General features: G+C 63.6%; 16 protein-coding genes. 7 read left to right on the forward strand and 9 right to left on the reverse strand.

Translation table 11 applies throughout. From position 1 onward, the window contains the following. Positions 1–195 precede the first annotated feature (195 nt). A complete protein-coding gene (gene ald, locus EJ078_RS00390; protein WP_095800687.1) occupies positions 196–1311 on the forward strand; it encodes an alanine dehydrogenase in 1116 nt (371 codons plus the stop codon). 508 nt (positions 1312–1819) lie between these two features. Here the strand turns inward: ald and EJ078_RS00395 are convergent. From EJ078_RS00395 to EJ078_RS00415, 5 genes are all read right to left on the reverse strand, one after another. Continuing rightward, complete coding sequence (locus tag EJ078_RS00395) at positions 1820–2287, reverse strand: DUF1203 domain-containing protein (protein WP_127216616.1); 468 nt, start codon at positions 2285–2287, stop codon at positions 1820–1822. Positions 2288–2653: 366 nt separating this feature from the next. Continuing rightward, positions 2654–3217: a GNAT family N-acetyltransferase gene (locus EJ078_RS00400; RefSeq protein WP_067321624.1), complete on the reverse strand. Its 564-nt coding sequence runs from the start codon at positions 3215–3217 to the stop codon at positions 2654–2656. A gap of 5 nt (positions 3218–3222) precedes the next feature. Further along, positions 3223–4074: a 3-mercaptopyruvate sulfurtransferase gene (gene sseA, locus EJ078_RS00405; RefSeq protein WP_127239787.1), complete on the reverse strand. Its 852-nt coding sequence runs from the start codon at positions 4072–4074 to the stop codon at positions 3223–3225. Between the two features lie 45 nt (positions 4075–4119). Continuing rightward, positions 4120–4863, reverse strand: a complete 744-nt coding sequence (locus tag EJ078_RS00410) for an alanyl-tRNA editing protein (protein WP_127239786.1) — start codon at positions 4861–4863, stop codon at positions 4120–4122. Continuing rightward, positions 4863–5897 carry a cysteine synthase A gene (locus EJ078_RS00415; protein WP_127403584.1) on the reverse strand — a complete coding sequence of 345 codons (1035 nt, stop codon included), beginning with the start codon at positions 5895–5897 and terminating at the stop codon, positions 4863–4865. The genes EJ078_RS00410 and EJ078_RS00415 overlap by 1 nt, the downstream gene beginning before the upstream one ends. 194 nt (positions 5898–6091) lie before the next feature. On the opposite strand from EJ078_RS00415, the gene EJ078_RS00420 reads away from it, so the two are divergent. Beyond that, entirely contained in the window at positions 6092–6937 is an 846-nt protein-coding gene (locus EJ078_RS00420) for an SDR family oxidoreductase (RefSeq protein ID WP_066989643.1), read from the forward strand. 163 nt (positions 6938–7100) lie between these two features. Then, positions 7101–8090: an alpha/beta fold hydrolase gene (locus tag EJ078_RS00425; RefSeq protein WP_127403585.1), complete on the forward strand. Its 990-nt coding sequence runs from the start codon at positions 7101–7103 to the stop codon at positions 8088–8090. Between the two features lie 65 nt (positions 8091–8155). Here the strand turns inward: EJ078_RS00425 and EJ078_RS00430 are convergent, their stop codons facing one another. Then, positions 8156–9604, reverse strand: a complete 1449-nt coding sequence (locus tag EJ078_RS00430) for a DEAD/DEAH box helicase (protein ID WP_127403586.1) — start codon at positions 9602–9604, stop codon at positions 8156–8158. A 398-nt stretch (positions 9605–10002) separates the two neighbouring features. Here EJ078_RS00430 and EJ078_RS00435 point away from each other — a divergent pair, with 398 nt between their 5' ends. The 3 genes from EJ078_RS00435 to waaF all read left to right on the forward strand — a co-directional run bounded on the left by EJ078_RS00435 (position 10003) and on the right by waaF (position 13802). After that, complete coding sequence (locus EJ078_RS00435) at positions 10003–11535, forward strand: acyl-CoA carboxylase subunit beta (RefSeq protein ID WP_127403587.1); 1533 nt, start codon at positions 10003–10005, stop codon at positions 11533–11535. A gap of 410 nt (positions 11536–11945) precedes the next feature. Then, the gene (locus tag EJ078_RS00440) at positions 11946–12722 is read left to right on the forward strand and encodes a glycosyltransferase (protein ID WP_245322435.1); all 777 of its coding nucleotides are present in this window, start codon (positions 11946–11948) and stop codon (positions 12720–12722) included. 12 nt (positions 12723–12734) lie between these two features. After that, entirely contained in the window at positions 12735–13802 is a 1068-nt protein-coding gene (gene waaF / locus EJ078_RS00445) for a lipopolysaccharide heptosyltransferase II (protein WP_245459033.1), read from the forward strand. Between the two features lie 4 nt (positions 13803–13806). Here the strand turns inward: waaF and EJ078_RS30050 are convergent, their stop codons facing one another. Genes EJ078_RS30050 through EJ078_RS00455 form a run of 3 tightly spaced genes read right to left on the reverse strand, consistent with a single transcriptional unit; the run spans position 13807 to position 17328 of the window. After that, positions 13807–13977 (reverse strand): hypothetical protein, encoded by a 171-nt coding sequence (locus EJ078_RS30050; protein ID WP_245459035.1) that lies wholly within the window; start codon positions 13975–13977, stop codon positions 13807–13809. Between the two features lie 52 nt (positions 13978–14029). Continuing rightward, the gene (locus tag EJ078_RS00450) at positions 14030–15805 is read right to left on the reverse strand and encodes a hypothetical protein (protein WP_245459038.1); all 1776 of its coding nucleotides are present in this window, start codon (positions 15803–15805) and stop codon (positions 14030–14032) included. Next, positions 15802–17328: an NAD(P)H-hydrate dehydratase gene (locus EJ078_RS00455; protein WP_127403589.1), complete on the reverse strand. Its 1527-nt coding sequence runs from the start codon at positions 17326–17328 to the stop codon at positions 15802–15804. Before EJ078_RS00455 ends, EJ078_RS00450 begins: the two co-directional genes overlap by 4 nt. 345 nt (positions 17329–17673) lie before the next feature. On the opposite strand from EJ078_RS00455, the gene EJ078_RS00460 reads away from it, so the two are divergent. Beyond that, a complete protein-coding gene (locus EJ078_RS00460; protein ID WP_006205430.1) occupies positions 17674–18012 on the forward strand; it encodes a P-II family nitrogen regulator in 339 nt (112 codons plus the stop codon). Positions 18013–18017 lie beyond the last annotated feature (5 nt).

The following is an 18017-nucleotide window of genomic DNA, read 5'->3' on the forward strand; positions in this document are numbered from 1 at the left end:
ATAATCCGGCATTTTGCGCAAAGATTATCGAAGGCCGGACGCTGCAGCAAGTGCATTCGCAAACACATACGGAACGATTCATGCTTCACTGCGTCTCATGCATGTCGCCTCAAAACTGCGCGGCGGGTTGGGATTGGCGGCATGCCCGGAAATGTCAGGGAGAGCGCCCTTTCGAGGGCCGGACAGGAGAAGTAGATGCGCGTCGGCTGCCCCAAGGAAATCAAGAACCATGAATACCGTGTCGGTCTGACGCCCGGCTCGGTCCGCGAATATGTCGCGCACGGCCACGAAGTGCTTGTCGAGGCTGGCGCCGGCGCCGGAATAGGCGCCGACGATAACGCCTATCGCGCCGCCGGGGCCACGATCGCCAAGGCAGCGGCCGACGTGTTCGCCAAGTCGGACATGATCGTCAAGGTCAAGGAGCCGCAGCCCAACGAATGGGTGCAGCTGCGCGACGGCCAGATCCTCTACACCTACCTCCACCTCGCCCCGGATCCGGAGCAGACCAAGGGCCTGCTCGCTTCGGGCGTCACGGCGATCGCCTATGAGACGGTCACCGACGACCGCGGCGGTCTTCCCCTGCTCGCGCCGATGTCGGAAGTCGCCGGCCGCCTGTCGATCCAGGCCGGCGCGACCGCGCTGCAGAAGGCCAATGGCGGCCGCGGCGTGCTGCTCGGCGGCGTTCCCGGCGTGCTGCCCGGCAAGGTCACCGTGCTCGGCGGCGGCGTCGTCGGCCTGCACGCTGCCAAGATGGCTGCCGGCCTCGGCGCCGACGTCACCATCATCGACCGCTCGATCCCGCGCCTGCGCCAGCTCGACGACATTTTTGGCGGCCGTGTCCATACCCGCTACTCGACCGTCGAGGCGCTCGAAGACGAGTGCTTCTCGGCTGACATAGTCGTTGGCGCCGTGCTGATCCCGGGCGCCGCCGCACCCAAGCTGGTCACCCGCGAAATGCTCTCCGGCATGAAGAAGGGCTCGGTGCTCGTCGACGTCGCCATCGACCAGGGCGGCTGCTTCGAGACCTCGCACGCCACGACCCATGCCGACCCGACCTATGAGGTCGACGGCGTGATCCACTACTGCGTCGCCAACATGCCGGGCGCGGTTCCGGTTACCTCGGCGCATGCGCTGAACAACGCCACCCTGCATCACGGCCTGCAGCTCGCCGACAAGGGCCTGAAGGCGCTGGTCGACGACCATCACCTCCGCAACGGCCTCAATGTCCACAAGGGCAAGATCACCAATCGTGCAGTCGCCGAAGCGCTGGGTTACGAGATGGTCGAACCGAAGGCGGTGCTGGCCGCCTGAAATTATTTGTCACGCAATTCCGGACGGTACCGCTGCTACAGAGCTTTCCTGGAATTGCCCTCGATAAAAGCTTCCTTCTATCGCCCGCCGGTTCTTCCGGCGGGCGTTTTTTATCGTGTTTCCAACCGGTCCTTTGCGCGAAGAGTCCGGGCAACAAAAAAGCGGAGCCAGAGCCCCGCTTCCTCGATGTTGCGATGTGCCGCCGGTCCATCCGCGGTCGGCCATCGATCAACGACCGCCCTTCTAGCGCGGTTATGCGACGGGAGTACGACAGTTTGCGGGGGCATGCGGGCCGCCGCTCAGCCAGCGAGCGAATCCGGTGCCTCTTGTGTGAAATGCTTCACATTCGGGACCCGAGAAACCTGCCTAGAGAGATTTCGCTACCTGATGGCTACGGTCGCCCTCGGTTCCGGTGAAAACCGGCCCCGCCGGCGGCTCGGGCCGAAGGCTTCTGTCACAGACTTCCAACGGCCCGCCAGACCACCGGCGGGCATTTTTTTGCCGGCGATCAAGCTCGTTCGATGCGGCACTGGTAGCAATTGTTCCGTGCCGAACGGACGTGAATGTAGGCTATGTCGTCGCGCTCGAACAAAGTCTCGGCGCGGGCCGCGATATCGCCGGTCGGAACGACGGCGCCGCTGCCGTAGACGATGCGGTCGTCCTTGCCATAACCGCGCACTATGTAGTCGCTGCTTTGGAGCATCTCAGGCAGTGCATCCGCCTCCGCGGCGCGTTGGCATTCGTTCGCATGCAGGAAGATCGGTCCGATCTCCGCGTAAGGCTGAAGCTCCGGGAACGGCCGGTAGGCGAGGATGAGATAGCTATCGCCGGTTGCGACGTTCTTCATGCAATGCCGGCACGGCACGCCATCGCCGTCCGAAATCCTTCGCTCTGGCGTGTGGCCGTAAGCGTCGGGCCCTCCCCGCTGTAAGGCGCGCACGGCTTCGGTCGGCAGGGCGTTGAACTGGATGCTCATGGCAAAATTCTCCGGTGTCCTTGGCCGGAAACTATGCCGAGCCGACAGCGTCTCCCACCCGATTCCTGCCAAGCGCTTCGTGCGTCGCTCGAAGCGCAGTATCGAATTACGAACCCGAAATCACGATACTAGACTTATCGGTCTCGCCATGGACCGCGCTCCGCGCCATGATGATCGCAGAAGAAGGGTGCGGCGCGCGGCCGGCTGAGGTCGGGCGATGATCCGAGCATGATACGGCCCGCAGCGACGATCCGGACGACCAAGGCGCCCCGCTGGGCTTGCATCGACACGTGGCTGCCGAGGGCCAGCCGCCGCCCGTTGCGTAAGCGGCATCGAGGCAGCCGACTGCGCCGCGCTTCCCCTTAGCTACGGCCGCATGACGCTTGCGGAGCGCTCGGCGAAGGTCAGCGGATGCACGACCTCTTTCTTCTGCGCAACCGGCGTAAAGCCAAGCTTCTGGTAAAGCGGCAGCGCCGCCGGGTGGTCGAGCGTGCAGGTCTGCACGGTGATGCGCTTCGGCCCATACGACCATGCAGCCGAGATGGCCGCTCCCAGGAACCAGCGGCCGATACCCTGGCCGTGAGCATGTTCCATCATACCGAAATAGGCGAGTTCCACTTCCTCGGGCAGATGCGGCTTGAGGTCGAAGAAGCCGGCGGGAGAGCCGTCGAGGTAGAGCACGCTGATGTCGCGGTCCTCACGATGCAGGCCGGCGGCCAGTTCCTCGTCGCTCAGTCTAAGCACGTTGACCCAGTGCCATTTGCGCCCGACGCGATCCATCAGGTAGCGGTAGAAATGCAGCGGAATGTCCTTGGTCCTCAGCAAGGCGATCTGCCGGTTGTAGGGCAGCGGGGGAGATGAAGCCGGCGGTGCGTGCATTTCGAGGAATGTGACCGTGACATCGATATCCTTCGGTCCACCGTTTTCCATCGCCGTCATTCCTTGCCCGTCACCACGGGCGTGTCGCTCAGCCCACCCCATTCGGTCCATGAGCCGTCGTACAGCCTGTTGTCGGTATGGCCAAGCGTCTCCAGCGCCAACGTGATCGCCGCCGCGGTGATGCCAGATCCGCACGAGGTGACGACCGGCTTTGTAAGATCGATGCCGGCCTCCTCAATGACCATGCGCAAGCGGTCCTTGGGTAGCAGTTCGCCATTCTCGGCAAGCGCGGCAACCGGAACATTGCGAGCGCCCGGCATATGGCCGGAACGGACGCCGGGACGCGGTTCGGGATCGGTGCCGGCGAAACGCCCGGGTGAGCGCGCATCGGCGATCTGGCTTTCTCCGCTTCCAACGATCCGGCGCATTTCGTCGAGGCTGACAACCCGGCTTGCATCGAAATCGGCATAAAAGACGCAAGGTGCGATCCGGGTCTGCTCCGCCGTTACCGGCCGCCCTTCCGCCTTCCAGCGGTCGAAGCCGCCATTCAGGATATAGACCTGGAAGACGCCCATGACGCGGAACATCCACCAGGCGCGCGGCGCCGAGAAATAGCCTGGACCGTCATAGATGACGATCGTGTCGTCGGCCGAAACACCCATCGAGCCGACATATTGCGCGAAATATTGGGGCGACGCCAATGTGTGCGGCAGCTTGGAATCCGGGTCCGAAACGGCGTCCTGATCGAGGAAGCGCGCAGCTGGAATATGGGCGTCGTCATACTCGGCGCGGGCGTCGCGTTTCTGCGCCGGCAGGTACCAGGACGCGTCAATGATGGTCAGTCCTGGCGTTCCCAACCGCTTCTCGAGCCAATCCGCATCGACGATGAATGGGCTGTCTTCGGCCATTTTTCCTCTCCTGCCGCTCCTCGCGACTGTGGTAGGTGTTGCTCGTCAATTCGTCGGCATCGGCCCGAAGCGGATGCGGAAGCGCCTGTTCTCGCGGCCCTTCTTTTCGATCTTGCCGATATGGATCTCGCCGATTTCGCCGGTGCTCTTCACATGGGTGCCGCCGCAAGGCTGACTGTCGATTGAGGCATTCTCGCCGATGCAGACCAAGCGAATGCGGCCGGTGCCGACGGGCGGCCGCACGTTCTTCGATTTGACAAGCCCGGGATTGGCCGAAAGTTCCTCGTCGGTGATCAGCCGCGTGAAGACGGGATGGTTGGCCCGCACAAGCTCCATCAACCTCGCTGTCACGTCCTCCTTGCTGAAGCCGGCATCGGGAATGTCGAAATCGACGCGGCTGTCGTCCTCGGCGACCGCTGCCCCGGTGATCGGAAACGGGCAGACGACGGTGAGCAGATGACACGCGGAGTGCATACGCATCAGAAGATGCCGCCGCCGCCAGTCGATGTCGAGCTTCAGCTTTTCACCGACGGCCGGTAGGGCCTGTTCAGGCGCCGGCACATGGATGATCTCGTCCTTGGTCTCGCCGGTCATGGTGGCGGCGATCGCGATGCGGCTGCCGTCGGCGCGCTCCAACATGCCCGTATCGCCTGGCTGTCCGCCCGACGTGGCATAGAAGATCGTGCGGTCGAGAAGGATGCCGCCGCGGTCATTGATGGCGACGACTTGCGCCTCCGCCGTGCTCAGATAGGCGTCGTCGCGAAACAGCGCTTCGGTTCTCTGCGCCATCAGGCCACCTTTTCGAACGGCACCGGGATGCTGGTTTTTTCGTCCATCCAGCCTGGGACCGGCAGGTTCTTGCTTCGCAGGAACTCGGGATTGAACAGCTTCGACTGGTAGCGCGTGCCGTAGTCGGCGAGGATCGTCACGATGGTATGGCCGGGGCCAAGCTCGCGCGCCAGCCGAATGGCGCCGGCGATGTTAATGCCCGTCGAGCCGCCGACGCACAGTCCCTCTTCCTGGATCAGATCGAAGATGATCGGCAATGCCTCCTCGTCCGGTATCTGGTAGGAGAAGTCCGGCGTGAAGCCGTCGAGATTGGCGGTGATGCGACCCTGGCCGATGCCTTCGGTAATCGAGCTGCCGTCGGCTTTCAGCTCACCGCTGGTATAGAAGCTGTAGAGCGCAGCACCCAACGGATCGGCAAGTGCGATCTTGACGTGCCTGCTCTTGGCCTTGAGCCCGAGCGCAACGCCGGCGAGCGTGCCGCCGGAGCCGACGGCGGACACGAAGCCGTCGACCTTGCCGCCGGTTTGGGTCCAGATCTCCTCGGCAGTCGTGCGGATGTGGCCGTCGCGGTTCGCGACATTGTCGAACTGGTTCGCCCAGATCGCGCCGTTCGGCTCCGACCGTGCCATCTGCTCGGCGAGCCGCCCCGAAAGCTTCACATAGTTGTTCGGGTTCTTGTACGGCACGGCCGGCACTTCGATCAGCTCGGCTCCCAGGATCTTGATCGTGTCCTTCTTCTCCTGGCTTTGCGTGTCGGGGATGACAATGACTGTCCGGTAGCCGAGCGCCTTGGCGACCAGCGTGAGGCCAATGCCGGTGTTGCCGGCGGTCCCTTCGACGATGACACCACCGGGCCTCAGCAATCCGCGATGTTCGGCGTCCCTGATGATGAAGAGGCCTGCACGGTCCTTGACCGATTGTCCCGGATTCATGAATTCGGCCTTGCCCAGGATCTCGCAGCCGGTTGCGTCCGAAGCCTTGTTGAGCCGGATCAGGGGGGTGTTGCCGATCGCTTCGATCACATTACGGGGCATGGGGATTCCTTTATGCGTGCGGCGAGACCCTAAAAACCGGAAGCCGCGGTTTCAAGGCAAGATTTTGCCTGGTCCAGTCGCATTCGGGACGCTGCAATGCTCCCGAGCATTTCAACGATGTCATCCAAAAGCGCTCTTTTCATCCCATTTCTTCGCCGCTAGAGCACTAGCCCAGATAATTCGCAGGACTTCCAATGACACTCTACCGGGCCAACCCGAAAGACGGTGTCGCCTGGATCACGGGCGGCAGCAGCGGCCTCGGCCGGGCGCTGGCCAAGGACCTGGCGAGGCAAGGCTATGCCGTCGCGGTGACGGCGCTGGCCAGCGATCCAGCCGATACGCTGCTGGTTGAGACCGCGCAGATGGCCGGCCACGTGAAATCCTTTCCCTGCGATGTGACCGACGAAGAAGGGATGGCACGCACTGTCGCGGCGATCGAGAAAGACATGGGGCCGATCGTGCTCGCCGTCTTCAACGCCGGCAACTACATCGCCACCCCCGGTGAGCATCTCGTGGTGCGCGATTTTCATCGTTCCTTCGCCGTCAATTATTTCGGCATCGTCAACGGACTGGTGCCTGCGGTCGACTATATGCGCACGCGAGGACGCGGGCATGTCGTCCTGGTCGGGTCGGTCACGGCCTATTCCGGCTGGCCGACCACCGCCGCCTATGGCGGCACCAAAGCGGCAATCAACATCCTGGCGGAATCGCTAAAATACGACTTCGACAAGATGAACATCCGCATCCAGGTGATGAATCCGGGCTTCGTCGACACGCCGCTGACCGAGAAGAACATGCTGCCGATGCCGGGCCTGATGCCTGTTCACCGGGCATCGCGCCGCATGGCGCGCGGCATCCGGAGGGGAGGCTTCGAAGTCACCTTCCCCTATCACATAAGCTGGCCGCTGAAGCTGCTGGGCCTGCTGCCGCGACCCGTAGGCCGACTGGTGATCGGGCTGACCACCAGCTGGCGGGGACGGCCGTTGTATTTCGACCGCAAGACGCCGGGCGAAAAAAGTCCAACGGACAAAGCGGCGTAAAGCGCCTCGCGCTGAAACGCATTCAGGCAACGCGCTTTATGCCTTTCTATGCAAGTCGTTTCGCAAAACCCTCGCAGGCTTTTGCACGACATCCGCTGATCCGGGAGAGATTGCCTCTCGGTGGGCACCGCCATAGGTTGAGAATTGTTGCTTGGAGTCGGTCATGGGGCGACGGATCTTGCTTGCGGTACTGGGTCTCGTCGTTATCCTCCTCTCAGGCTTTTACCTCGGCCCACGCGTGGCGGTCGATACGACGATCCGTTTCGATCCTTCGGCGATCGGCGACGATCCGCAGGCCTATCTGGCGCGCGAAGAAGCGGCCGTACCCAATATCCGTGACGGGTTGGACAAGGAGATCATCTGGGCGAATCCGTTGGTTCACGCCAAGACCAAGCTTGCGATCGTCTACATCCACGGGTTTTCGGCATCCAAGGGCGAGATCCGGCCGCTGCCGGACGACGTCGCCGGGGAGATCGAGGCCAATCTCTTCTACACCCGCCTGACCGGCCACGGGCAGGACGGCGCGGCCATGGCCGAAGGCAGCGTGAATGCCTGGATCAACGACTATGAGGAGGCACTGGCGATCGGGCGCGCGATCGGCGAGAAGGTGATCGTTATCGCCACCTCGACTGGCGCCTCACTGGCGACATGGGCTGCAGCCCAGCCTGGTGCTCCCGACGGCGTCGCGGCAATCGCATTCATCTCGCCTAATTTCGGCGTCAAGGCGTCGGGCGCCGAGGTCCTTACACTGCCTTGGGGCAGAGAGATTGCCGAACTCGTCGGCGGCAGGGAGCGCAGTTTTCCGGCGCGCAATGCGCTGCACGAAAAATTCTGGACCACCAAATATCCGATCGCGGCGGCCTTGCCGATGGCTGCGCTCACCGAGCTCGCCTATCGCGCGCCGGTCGAGAAGGCGACCATCCCTGCCCTGTTCATCTTCTCGGATGCCGACAAGGTGGTCCGGCCGGACCGCACGCGCGAGGTCGCCGGCCGCTGGGGCGGTCCGCACGAACTGGTGCCGGTCGACGATACGGGCGATCCGGACAACCACGTCATTGCAGGCGATGCAATATCGCCGCAGACCACGGGCTTTCTGACAGAGCGGATCGTGGTGTGGGTGAAGGCGCTGATGCAGCAGCAATCAAGTCCGTGAGACGAGAAACGGCCGGAGCGTTGCTTCCGGCCGTTATGCGATTTCAATCAAACCTCGGTGGGACTTTAAGCGGCCCGGTTCGCCGGCCGCTTGCCGCCGAAGCGTCGCTTGTTGTTGCCCTTGAAGCGCTTGAAGCCGTCAGGCTTGTGCTCGCCATTCGGCTTGGCGCCCGCAGGACGTTCGCCTTGCGGCTTGGGCGCGAATTGGCGCTCGCCACCGGGCTTGCCGCCGAAGCGCTTCTTGCCGTTGTTGCCGCTGCCGGGACGGCTGCCATCACGACGGCCGCCATGGTGCTCGCGGTCATTGGCCGGCTCGAAATGACGCTCGGTCCTTTCCTTCGGATCGCGCTGCGGGTCGGGACTGCCGAGATGATCGGCAATGACCGGGAGCTTCATGCGGATGATGCGCTCGACCTGCCGCAGCTTGCCGTTCTCCGATGGATCGCAAAGCGTGATCGCGATGCCGTCCCTGCCGTTGCGGCCGGTACGGCCGATACGGTGGACATAGCTCTCCGCTTCGTCCGGCAAGTCGAAATTCACGACATGGCTGATGCCTGGGACGTCGATGCCGCGCGCGGCGATATCGGTCGCCACCAAAATACGCACCGAGCCGACGCGGAAATCGTTGAGCGCCTTCTGACGCGCGTTCTGCGACTTGTTGCCGTGGATCACTGCGGCGTCGAAGCCGTCGCGGGCAAGGTCCTTGGTGACGCGGTCGGCGCCATGCTTGGTGCGCGAGAACACGATGACCGAGCGCATCGCCTCGTCGGCCAGCATCTTGGACAGCACTTGGCGCTTCTGCTTGGTGCGGGCAAGCACCACGCTTTGCACGATCTCGGCCGCCGTCGTGCTCTGCGGGGAGACTTCGATGCGGACGGCGTCCTTCAGCAAGCCCTTGGCGAGTTCCGCGATCTCGTTCGGCATGGTGGCCGAGAACAGCGCGGTCTGGCGGTTCGGCGCGGTCGCCTTGGCGATGCGCTTGACGTCGTTGATGAAGCCCATGTCGAGCATGCGGTCGCCCTCATCGAGCACCAGCCATTTGGTATCGGCAAGGATGAGGTCGCCTTCCCGCACCAGGTCGGTCAGCCGGCCGGGCGTGGCGATCAGGATATCGACGCCGGGTGCGATCTTCTTCACCTGGCTGTAGCGGGAGACGCCGCCGAGCACGAGCGCGGTCGAGATGTGCGCGCCCTTGGCGAGCAGCTTGATGGTGTCCTCGATCTGCACCGCTAGCTCGCGTGTCGGCGCCAGGATCAGCGCGCGCGCCGTCTTTGGCCGGCGCTTCGTGCCGAGCCCGATGATCTTCGACAGGATCGGCAGCGCGAAAGCCGCCGTCTTGCCCGAACCGGTCTGAGCAATGCCGAATATGTCGCGGCCTTCGAGCTGCGGCGGGATCGCCTGCACCTGGATCGGCTTCGGATCCGTGAAGCCCGCGGCATTGGCGGCCTTGAGCAGCGCGCCGGTGATTCCAAGAGTAGCGAAACCGTTCTGGTCCGCCTGATTTTCATTGGTCAAAATAGTCTTCTTTCACGCGGCCCTGTGGCCGCAAACATCATGGCGGCAGGAGCGCAACCTGCCGTCGAAAAATTGTCAGGAAACGACAAGGCGGCGGACGGGGAGCGTCCGCGCGGCTGCGCTGTCGTGCCCGCAGGCGTCATGCCCCGGGGCTCTTTCGCCAGCTTGCCGATCGACGGGAGGGCCCACCGGAAAGAGGGAAAACAGACGCAACCAGTCTCAATTGGTGGAGAAAGCCGAAGTTCGGCCCAAGCGCCTATGCGACCGCATATGGCCGAGTCCGCCGCAAAATGCAAGGGTGGATGTTGCAGCGCAACAAAACGCCGATCGAAAAGCGACGCTTGCGCTGCGCTGCCCTCACGATTACCACAAACCACCTTTCTATTGTGGGGGCAGCGATGAAGGACGTGCTGAAGGAACTCGAGCGCCGCCGCGAGATCGCCCGGATGGGCGGCGGCAAGCAACGGATCGAGGCCCAGCACAAGAAGGGCAAGCTCACCGCCCGCGAGCGCATCGACGTCTTCCTCGACGAGGGTTCGTTCGAGGAGTTCGACATGTATGTCGAGCACCGCTCAACCGACTTCGGCATGGAGAAAACCAAGATCGCGGGCGACGGCGTCGTCACAGGCTGGGGCACCGTCAACGGCCGTCCAGTCTACCTTTTTGCCAAGGATTTCACCGTCTTCGGCGGCTCGCTGTCTGAGGCGCATGCCGAGAAGGTGGTCAAGGTGCAGGAGATGGCGCTGCGCAATCGCGCGCCGATCATCGGCCTCTACGACGCGGGCGGCGCACGCATCCAGGAAGGCGTGGCCGCGCTCGGCGGCTATGCCGAGATTTTTCAGCGCAACGTGCTCGCCTCCGGCGTCATCCCGCAGATTTCGCTAATCATGGGCCCGTGCGCCGGCGGCGATGTCTATTCGCCGGCCATGACCGACTTCATCTTCATGGTGCGCGACACCTCCTACATGTTCGTCACCGGGCCGGACGTGGTGAAGACGGTGACCAATGAGACGGTGACGGCCGAAAGCCTCGGCGGCGCCACGGTACACACGACCCGATCCTCCATCGCCGACGGCGCCTATGACAACGACGTCGAGGCGCTGCTGCAGATGCGCCGGCTGATTGACCTGTTGCCGGCGTCCAATACCGCAGAGATTCCCGAGATCAAATGCTACCAGTCGGTGACGGACCATGACATGTCGCTCGACCGGCTGATTCCGGACAACGCCAACAAGCCCTACGACATCAAGGAACTGATCCTGAAGGTTGCCGACGAAGGCGACTTCTTCGAGATCCAGGCGAGCTTCGCCAGGAACATCGTTACCGGCTTCGGCCGTGTGGAGGGGCGAACCGTCGGCTTCGTCGCCAACCAGCCGATGGTTCTGGCCGGCGTGCTCGACTCCGACGCCAGCCGCAAGGCGGCGCGCTTCGTGCGCTTCTGCGACTGCTTCTCGATCCCGATCGTTACCTTGGTCGACGTTCCAGGCTTTCTGCCAGGCACCGCGCAGGAATATGGCGGGCTGATCAAGCATGGCGCAAAACTGCTGTTCGCCTATGCCGAAGCCACCGTGCCGAAGATCACCGTGATCACCCGTAAGGCCTATGGCGGCGCCTATGACGTGATGGCGTCGAAGCACCTGCGCGGCGACATGAACTATGCCTGGCCGACGGCGCAGATCGCGGTGATGGGCGCAAGGGGCGCGGTCGAGATCATCTACCGCAAGGACATCGGCAACGCGGAGAAGATCGCCGCCCACACCAAAGCATACGAGGATCGGTTCCTGTCGCCCTTCGTAGCGGCCGAACGCGGCTATATCGACGAGGTGATCATGCCGCATTCGACGCGCCGCCGGATCGCGCGGGCGCTGCGCATGCTGCGCAACAAGGATATGCAGAACCCCTGGAAGAAGCACGACAACATTCCGCTGTGAGGCGGTGGTGTCGCGACTGGTCCTTGTAGCTGGCAAGCATTTCGGCAGGTCCGCCGTTATTCTCGTTGCTTAGCCCCTCTCCTTCCGCTTGGCCTCGCGACGGGGAGTCGCCGACCATCTCAATCGGTGGAACCTCGAAAGCCGGCCGGCGGCTGGAACTCTGGCTTACGCAATCCGTCGTCGGAGGTTGACAACTGGCAACCTCTAATCACATTGAAATCACATCAATGTGATGGCGGTAATGAATGCTAATAACCCTTGCAACAAAGGGCGTCGTTCCGTGCAAAGGCTACGGCGGGATAGAACGTCAGGTCGACTGGCTGGCCACTGAACTGGTCAGGCAGGGCCACCGTGTCGTCCTCGTGGCGGGCCCTGGATCGTCACATCCACTGTGCGAAGTCCGGCATGCTGTGAGCGATGCCGAGTGCCGCGCGGCGATCCCCAAGGACACCCAAATCGTCCACCTTCATGCGTGGAAGGTCGAGGTTGACTTCCCGACCCTCAACACCGAGCGGGGCCATTTACCGGATTATCCGCGGCCGCAACCGAACTGGAGCTTCATCAGCGCACGGCACGCCCAGCTGCACGGCCGCAAGACCTTCGTCTACAACGGCTTTCCGGTGGATGACTATCGGCTGGCCGAATCGAAGAGCGATCGCCTCCTCTTCATGGCGGCCATCGCACGCGCCGGAAAGGGCTTGAACCGGGCAGTCGAGCTCGCCAGGAAATTCGACTTTCCCCTCGATATCGCCGGCGGCTCGCGGTGGAAATTGCTCGGCCGAAGTCGGACCCGCCGCGAGGGCGTCTTTTTCAAGAGTCTTTCCCGCCGCTATCGCTTCAACGGCGTCGTCGACGGCGACGACAAGCTGCGCCTGCTGGGCGCATCGAAGGCCTTCCTCAATCCGATCGCCTGGGAAGAGCCTTTCGGCAATGCGCCGGTCGAGGCGATGCTGTGCGGCACGCCCGTTTTGACCACAGCGCGCGGCGCCCTGCCGGAGACGGTGGACACGGATACGGGCCGGTTCTTCGAGAGCGACGAGGAGTTTGCTGAAGGTCTTGCCGAGGTCGCCGACCTGTGCATGCGCAAATGCCGTGAATCTGCCGCGGACAGATTTCCGATCGCGAAAACCGCGAAGGCCTATCTGGAACTCTATGCCCGCATCCTTGATGGCGAAGCGCTTCCGTGACAAGGAACCGGCATGCTCGCCGTTCGCGGCGACTGCGTCGGATCGAAAAGGTATCGCGCGTTGCGCCCCATTCTCGTGTTCTGCTTGCCGGCAATCGGCGACTTCATCCGCTGCCATTCGGCAATTCAAATCATAGCAGCGACGTTTCCCGGACAGCCGATAGACGTCATCACCTCGCCGCTCGCCGCGCCCCTGGCGCGCTTGATGCCGCATGTCCGGAAGGCCTGGACCGTCGAGAGGCATTGGAACCCCGGTCTCAAGGAGCGGGTGCGGCTGGCGCGCGAACTCCGCCAGGAGAATTATCAGGCAGCCTATCTGCTCACCAGCAGCACCAAGGCGGCCCTGGTGCCGTGGCTGGCGGGCATTCCCGAGCGCATTGGATATCCGCGCGAGCTCCAGTTCGGCATCGTCAACCGGCTGCCGGCGGGATGGCTGAAAACCTTCGTGGCCTTCGGCCCGCGCAAGACAAGGCTCGTCGAACAGGTCTGTGCGATCGCGCTCCTCGGCAAGCAGCCCGCCGAGGAAAAACAGCTGCCGGCCCCGCGGCTGGCGATTTCGTCCGAAGACGTTGCCAAGTGGCGCCGGCGCAACGGCATCGATCCGGCAAGGCCGGTGCTTTCCCTCTATACTTCCGATTTCGAGAACATGCGCTCATGGCCGCCCGAGCGCTTCGTCTCGGTCGCACGAAAGCATATCGAACGGGGTTGGTCCGTCTGGCTTGTCGGCGGTCCGCGCGAACGCCAGGCTGCCGCCCAGATTCGCGCCTTGTTGCCTGAGGCGATCGACTTCACCTCGACGCCCGACATTGCAGAGGCCATGCACCAGATCGCGGCCTCCACCGTCTTTCTCGGTGTCGATGGCGGTGTGTCCCATGCAGCCGGCGCCTTGGGCATTCCAAGCGTGCTCATCTTCGGCTCGAACCGATCCTACGTGCATGGACCCTTGAACGAGCAGGTAACCTTCATCGAGCCTCCGATCTCGATACCGAGCTGGGTCCTGAACACGCGCGGTATCAGTGAGCAGCGTGTGCTCGAAGCGCTGGCGGCAAGCGTCGGAAAATACGCACCCCAACCGGTATGACCGCTTACTCCTCGGTGGCGCCAAAGCCCGCGCTCATGCTCGCGCGGGCGGTGTTCGTCCACGGCGTCGCATGATTGTCGATGCGCATCTGGAACAGGAAATAGGTCGGCGAGCAGAAGCCGATGCCCTTGACCCTGCCAGCACCCGGCGTGTCGGACGGCAGCGACTGGCACATATAATCCTCGCGGCAGAAACGATCGGCCGAGCAGGCCGGACGGTTACCGCGATTAACTGCGCCGCCGAGGCATTGGTCGAAATTGTTGGTCGCCACGCAAATATCGAACTTCTTGCCGCCGACCAAAGATTTCGCTCGGCATCGGCTTGCCAGCCTTGAAAGCGGAGAAGGCCAGATCCTTCGCGTCGCAGCCGCGATAGGCGAAGCCGCCTGGCACACCGATCTTGGGCGGCCGGCAGGTATAGGCGGTGCGTGAAATGGCGGGCGCGAACGCCGCGAACTGGCCGGTGACGTTGTAACGGTCGTTGAAGGGCTGCGCGGTGTCGCTGGCAATCATTCCGGTCAAGCAGGGATGGCCGGAAAAGATGTTCCGGCTCTCCTTCGGCAGCAGGCATTGCGCCAGTTTCGTCCTAACCCCTGTAGCGGTCGCGATCGGTGTGCAGACCGTGCCGGCTCCGCATTGCCAGCTGCTGCCGAAGCGGGCGGCGTCTTCCGGCACCAGGCACGGCATGGTCGTCTCGGCCGGCGTATAGGCGATCTCGCCGGTGTCTTTCCACGCGGCGGGTGGTGCGAAGGACAACGGGCGAAACCCGTTCGCTTCTCTGCCTTCCACAGTCGCCTGCAGCCACGCCTCGCGGCGCGGAATCTCGGCATGGAGATGCGGCGAGATGCCGACTTCGATGCGGTTGAGCGGCGAAGTCGTGCTATCGTCGAGGCCGATGAAATGGAATCCTGCGGTCGAGCCCGCCTGATGGCAGCCATGGCAGGCGCCGTTGTCGAGCCGCTCGATCAGGGCTTCAGCCGTGCGCGCTAATGTCAGTTTCGAATAGTCGACCCCGGCAAGCGCCTCCGGTTCGAACAGTGGCGTGAATGGATGATTGGCCTGCCTGGCACTGCCGAAGGTCGACCAGGAGATGACCTTCTTCGCTAGGAATTCATCCGGGATTTCGTAAACGCCGAGATCGATTGCACCGGCATTGGCGCGGACATAGTCCGTAAGCCTCGCCTTCAACCGCGCGTCTTGCGCAAGGCGGATGGTGTCCGGCGTATTTTCGAGCGGTTTCTGGCTGATTGTGGTGCCGTCGATACCGAAGATGCGCATGAGATAGGCGGCCTGACCGCCAAATTCGGTCTCCTGGCCGGATGGAAAGCGCACCACCTGAGCGTTGAGTTCGAGCTGCTTGAAGGAGAGGCTCGCTTTATCCAGCGGTCCGCCGGACAGCCACCCGGCATCCGCCGCTTCGTCGATCTGCGGCGTCCAGCGCCCGGCGACGCCGGTACAGCCGCCGTCGGCGTCGGGAGCTGCGCGGTAGATGGCACTGAAATTGAACGGCAGCCTCGAGGCCAACACCTTGCCGTTCTTCCTGAAACTATAGGCAAGGCGGTAGATGAAGCGCACCTCGCCGCAGCCCGCTTCCCCACCGAGCTTTGCGAAGTCACGCCGGTCGAGCCGGTTGACGACGCCGACCAGCCGGAAACGCGCAGCGTCGGTCTTCAGCCAGCGCATGTCGATGATGCGGCCGACATTGCCGTCGGTCACCTCATAGAGCGGCCGGCCGCCTGCTTTCAGGTCGGCGCGCAGTGCTGCGACATCGGCCGCTACGGTGTCGACGATGGCGTGGTAGGCCGGCGCCGCGTCATAGAGCGTTTTCAGATCATCCTTGCCGCTGATGCCAAAAATACCGGCGAATCCGAAGCCATCGGCGTCGAGCTTGGCGAGCACCTGCGGATCGTCCACGACCGTGACCGGACGACCGGCAGCATCAGCCGCCCGCACGCCAAGAACAGCGATGGCAGCGACCGCGACAAGGATCGCCAGCCTCATCATCGGGCAGCCATCCCATTCTCGACCAACGCGTGCAGCACAGGCACCATCGCCAAAGGCAAATCCTCGGCGATCAGGCCGGGTCCGAACCGGCTGCCGGCTTCGGCGTGTATCCAGACAGCCGCGCAGGCCGCTTCGAACGCCGGCATGCCTTGTGCCAGGAGCCCGGCGATGATGCCCGCCAGCACGTCGCCCGAACCCGCGGTGGCAAGCCACGGCGCGCCATTGCCGTTGATCGCGGCGCGGCCGTCTGGTGCTGCGATCACCGTGTCGGCGCCTTTGTAGACGATGACGGCGTTGGCTCGCGCCGCCGCCGCGCGGGCCTTGCCGAGTTTGGAAAGAGCCTTGTCGCCCGCGACCTTGGGCAACAGCCTGCCGAACTCGCCTTCATGCGGCGTCATCACCAGCGCCGGGGCGCCGGACTTTCGGGCAGCCTGGAAAAGCGTCTCAGCCACGTCGCGAAACGAGGTGATGCCGTCGGCGTCGAGCACCAGCCCTTCAACGCAGGTCTCCTGCGCGTGCCCGGCGCCGAGCAGCGCCAGGACAAAATCGCGCGCCTTTTCGCCGATGCCAAACCCCGGGCCGAGCACAAAGGACGAGGGGCGGCGGTCGGCAAGGAACGCACCGAGATCGGCAACTGCGTCGACCTTGCGCAGCATGATCGATGTCAGATGCGCGGCATTGACCTGCATGGCATTCGCCGGCGACAGCACCGTCACCGCCCCTGCCCCGCTTCTTGCGGCTGCGAGCGCCGACAGGCGCGCGGCACCGGTGGCCGCAGGACCGCCCGAAAAGACACTGACATGACCGCGCTTGTATTTGTGCGCATCGACGGCCGGAACCGGAAAGACAGGCAGCCAGGGCGCCGGCGCATTCTCGAAACTGCGCGGCGCGACTCGAGCGATGATGTCGTCACCGATGCCGATATCGGCGAGCACGATCTCGCCGCTCATTTCCCGCCCCGGCAGCAGCAGATGCCCCGGCTTCTTTCGCGCGAACGTCACGGTAACGACCGCCCGAAATGCGCTGCCGAGGATGGCGCCGCTTTCGCCGGAAACGCCCGAGGGCAGGTCCACGGCGACGACCGGCAAGCCGAGATCCGCAACGACCTGGACGGCCCGGCCGGCATCGCCCGACAGTGCTTTCGAGAGCCCCGCTCCGTACAGCGCGTCGACCACCAGCGATCCCGGTTCGGCCGCGAAGGCAGATAGCGGTCGTGGCTCCAACGGGCAATCGGCTGCAGCCAGCGCGGCATCGCTGCCCGCGCGCGGTTCGCCCGATCTCCACAACGCAACGTCGACACCGCTCTTCCGGAGCAGGCTCGCCACGACATAGCCGTCGCCGCCATTGTTGCCGGGTCCGCAAAGCACGTGCACCCGTGCCGCCGCCGGATAGCGCGCCATGAGCACGGCCGCCACGGCCTCGCCGGCCCGGCGCATCAATCCGCAGCCGTCGAGCGGGCCTTGGGCGATCGCCAGCCGGTCGGCTTCGGCCATTTCGGACGGGGAAAGAAGTTCATTGCGCATGGGATTGCCGATCTCCATGCGATCAAGCATTGTCCGATTTGCGGCTCGAAGCAAACAGCGGCGGCGTATGCATCCCAGAGCGGTGGGCGCCCGAAGGGGAATCTGCCTGCAAATTGCGCTATCTGCTCAAGTTTTGCGCAGACGGATGGAGGAGCGATGTATAGGCTTTGGGCGTCGATGACGCATCCGATGCAGCGGATGACGCGGATTTGCATTCGGGTGCGGCAAGGCATGGAAATCGCCCGATACCGCCCTCAACCTCTGGTAATTGGCACGCTTCGTGCTTGATGAAGGCGCAAGCGGGGCGCGCAACCCGTCTCTTTGGCAGTGGAGGCCACTTTCTACATGAAAAAGATCGAAGCGATCATCAAGCCATTCAAGCTGGACGAAGTGAAGGAAGCGCTTCAGGAGGCCGGGCTGCAAGGCATCACCGTCACCGAGGCCAAGGGTTTCGGTCGGCAGAAGGGCCATACCGAGCTTTATCGGGGCGCCGAGTATGTCGTCGACTTCCTGCCCAAGGTGAAGATCGAGGTCGTGCTCGGCGACGACGCCGTCGAAGGCGCCATCGAAGCCATACGCAAGGCGGCGCAGACCGGCCGCATCGGCGACGGCAAGATCTTCGTTTCCAACATCGAGGAAGTCGTCCGCATCCGCACCGGCGAGACCGGCATGGACGCGGTCTGACTCCA

It is taken from the genome of Mesorhizobium sp. M1A.F.Ca.IN.022.06.1.1 (assembly GCF_003952605.1).
Classification (GTDB): Bacteria; Pseudomonadota; Alphaproteobacteria; order Rhizobiales; family Rhizobiaceae; genus Mesorhizobium.

Bases quoted from the DNA above. Each gene is read 5' to 3' on its own strand.
- ald (WP_095800687.1), top strand. From the start codon at position 196: ATGCGCGTCGGCTGCCCCAAGGAAATCAAGAACCATGAATACCGTGTC.
- EJ078_RS00395 (WP_127216616.1), bottom strand. From the start codon at position 2,287: ATGAGCATCCAGTTCAACGCCCTGCCGACCGAAGCCGTGCGCGCCTTA.
- EJ078_RS00400 (WP_067321624.1), bottom strand. From the start codon at position 3,217: ATGGAAAACGGTGGACCGAAGGATATCGATGTCACGGTCACATTCCTC.
- sseA (WP_127239787.1), bottom strand. From the start codon at position 4,074: ATGGCCGAAGACAGCCCATTCATCGTCGATGCGGATTGGCTCGAGAAG.
- EJ078_RS00410 (WP_127239786.1), bottom strand. From the start codon at position 4,863: ATGGCGCAGAGAACCGAAGCGCTGTTTCGCGACGACGCCTATCTGAGC.
- EJ078_RS00415 (WP_127403584.1), bottom strand. From the start codon at position 5,897: ATGCCCCGTAATGTGATCGAAGCGATCGGCAACACCCCCCTGATCCGG.
- EJ078_RS00420 (WP_066989643.1), top strand. From the start codon at position 6,092: ATGACACTCTACCGGGCCAACCCGAAAGACGGTGTCGCCTGGATCACG.
- EJ078_RS00425 (WP_127403585.1), top strand. From the start codon at position 7,101: ATGGGGCGACGGATCTTGCTTGCGGTACTGGGTCTCGTCGTTATCCTC.
- EJ078_RS00435 (WP_127403587.1), top strand. From the start codon at position 10,003: ATGAAGGACGTGCTGAAGGAACTCGAGCGCCGCCGCGAGATCGCCCGG.
- waaF (WP_245459033.1), top strand. From the start codon at position 12,735: ATGCTCGCCGTTCGCGGCGACTGCGTCGGATCGAAAAGGTATCGCGCG.
- EJ078_RS30050 (WP_245459035.1), bottom strand. From the start codon at position 13,977: ATGTGCCAGTCGCTGCCGTCCGACACGCCGGGTGCTGGCAGGGTCAAG.
- EJ078_RS00450 (WP_245459038.1), bottom strand. From the start codon at position 15,805: ATGATGAGGCTGGCGATCCTTGTCGCGGTCGCTGCCATCGCTGTTCTT.
- EJ078_RS00455 (WP_127403589.1), bottom strand. From the start codon at position 17,328: ATGCGCAATGAACTTCTTTCCCCGTCCGAAATGGCCGAAGCCGACCGG.
- EJ078_RS00460 (WP_006205430.1), top strand. From the start codon at position 17,674: ATGAAAAAGATCGAAGCGATCATCAAGCCATTCAAGCTGGACGAAGTG.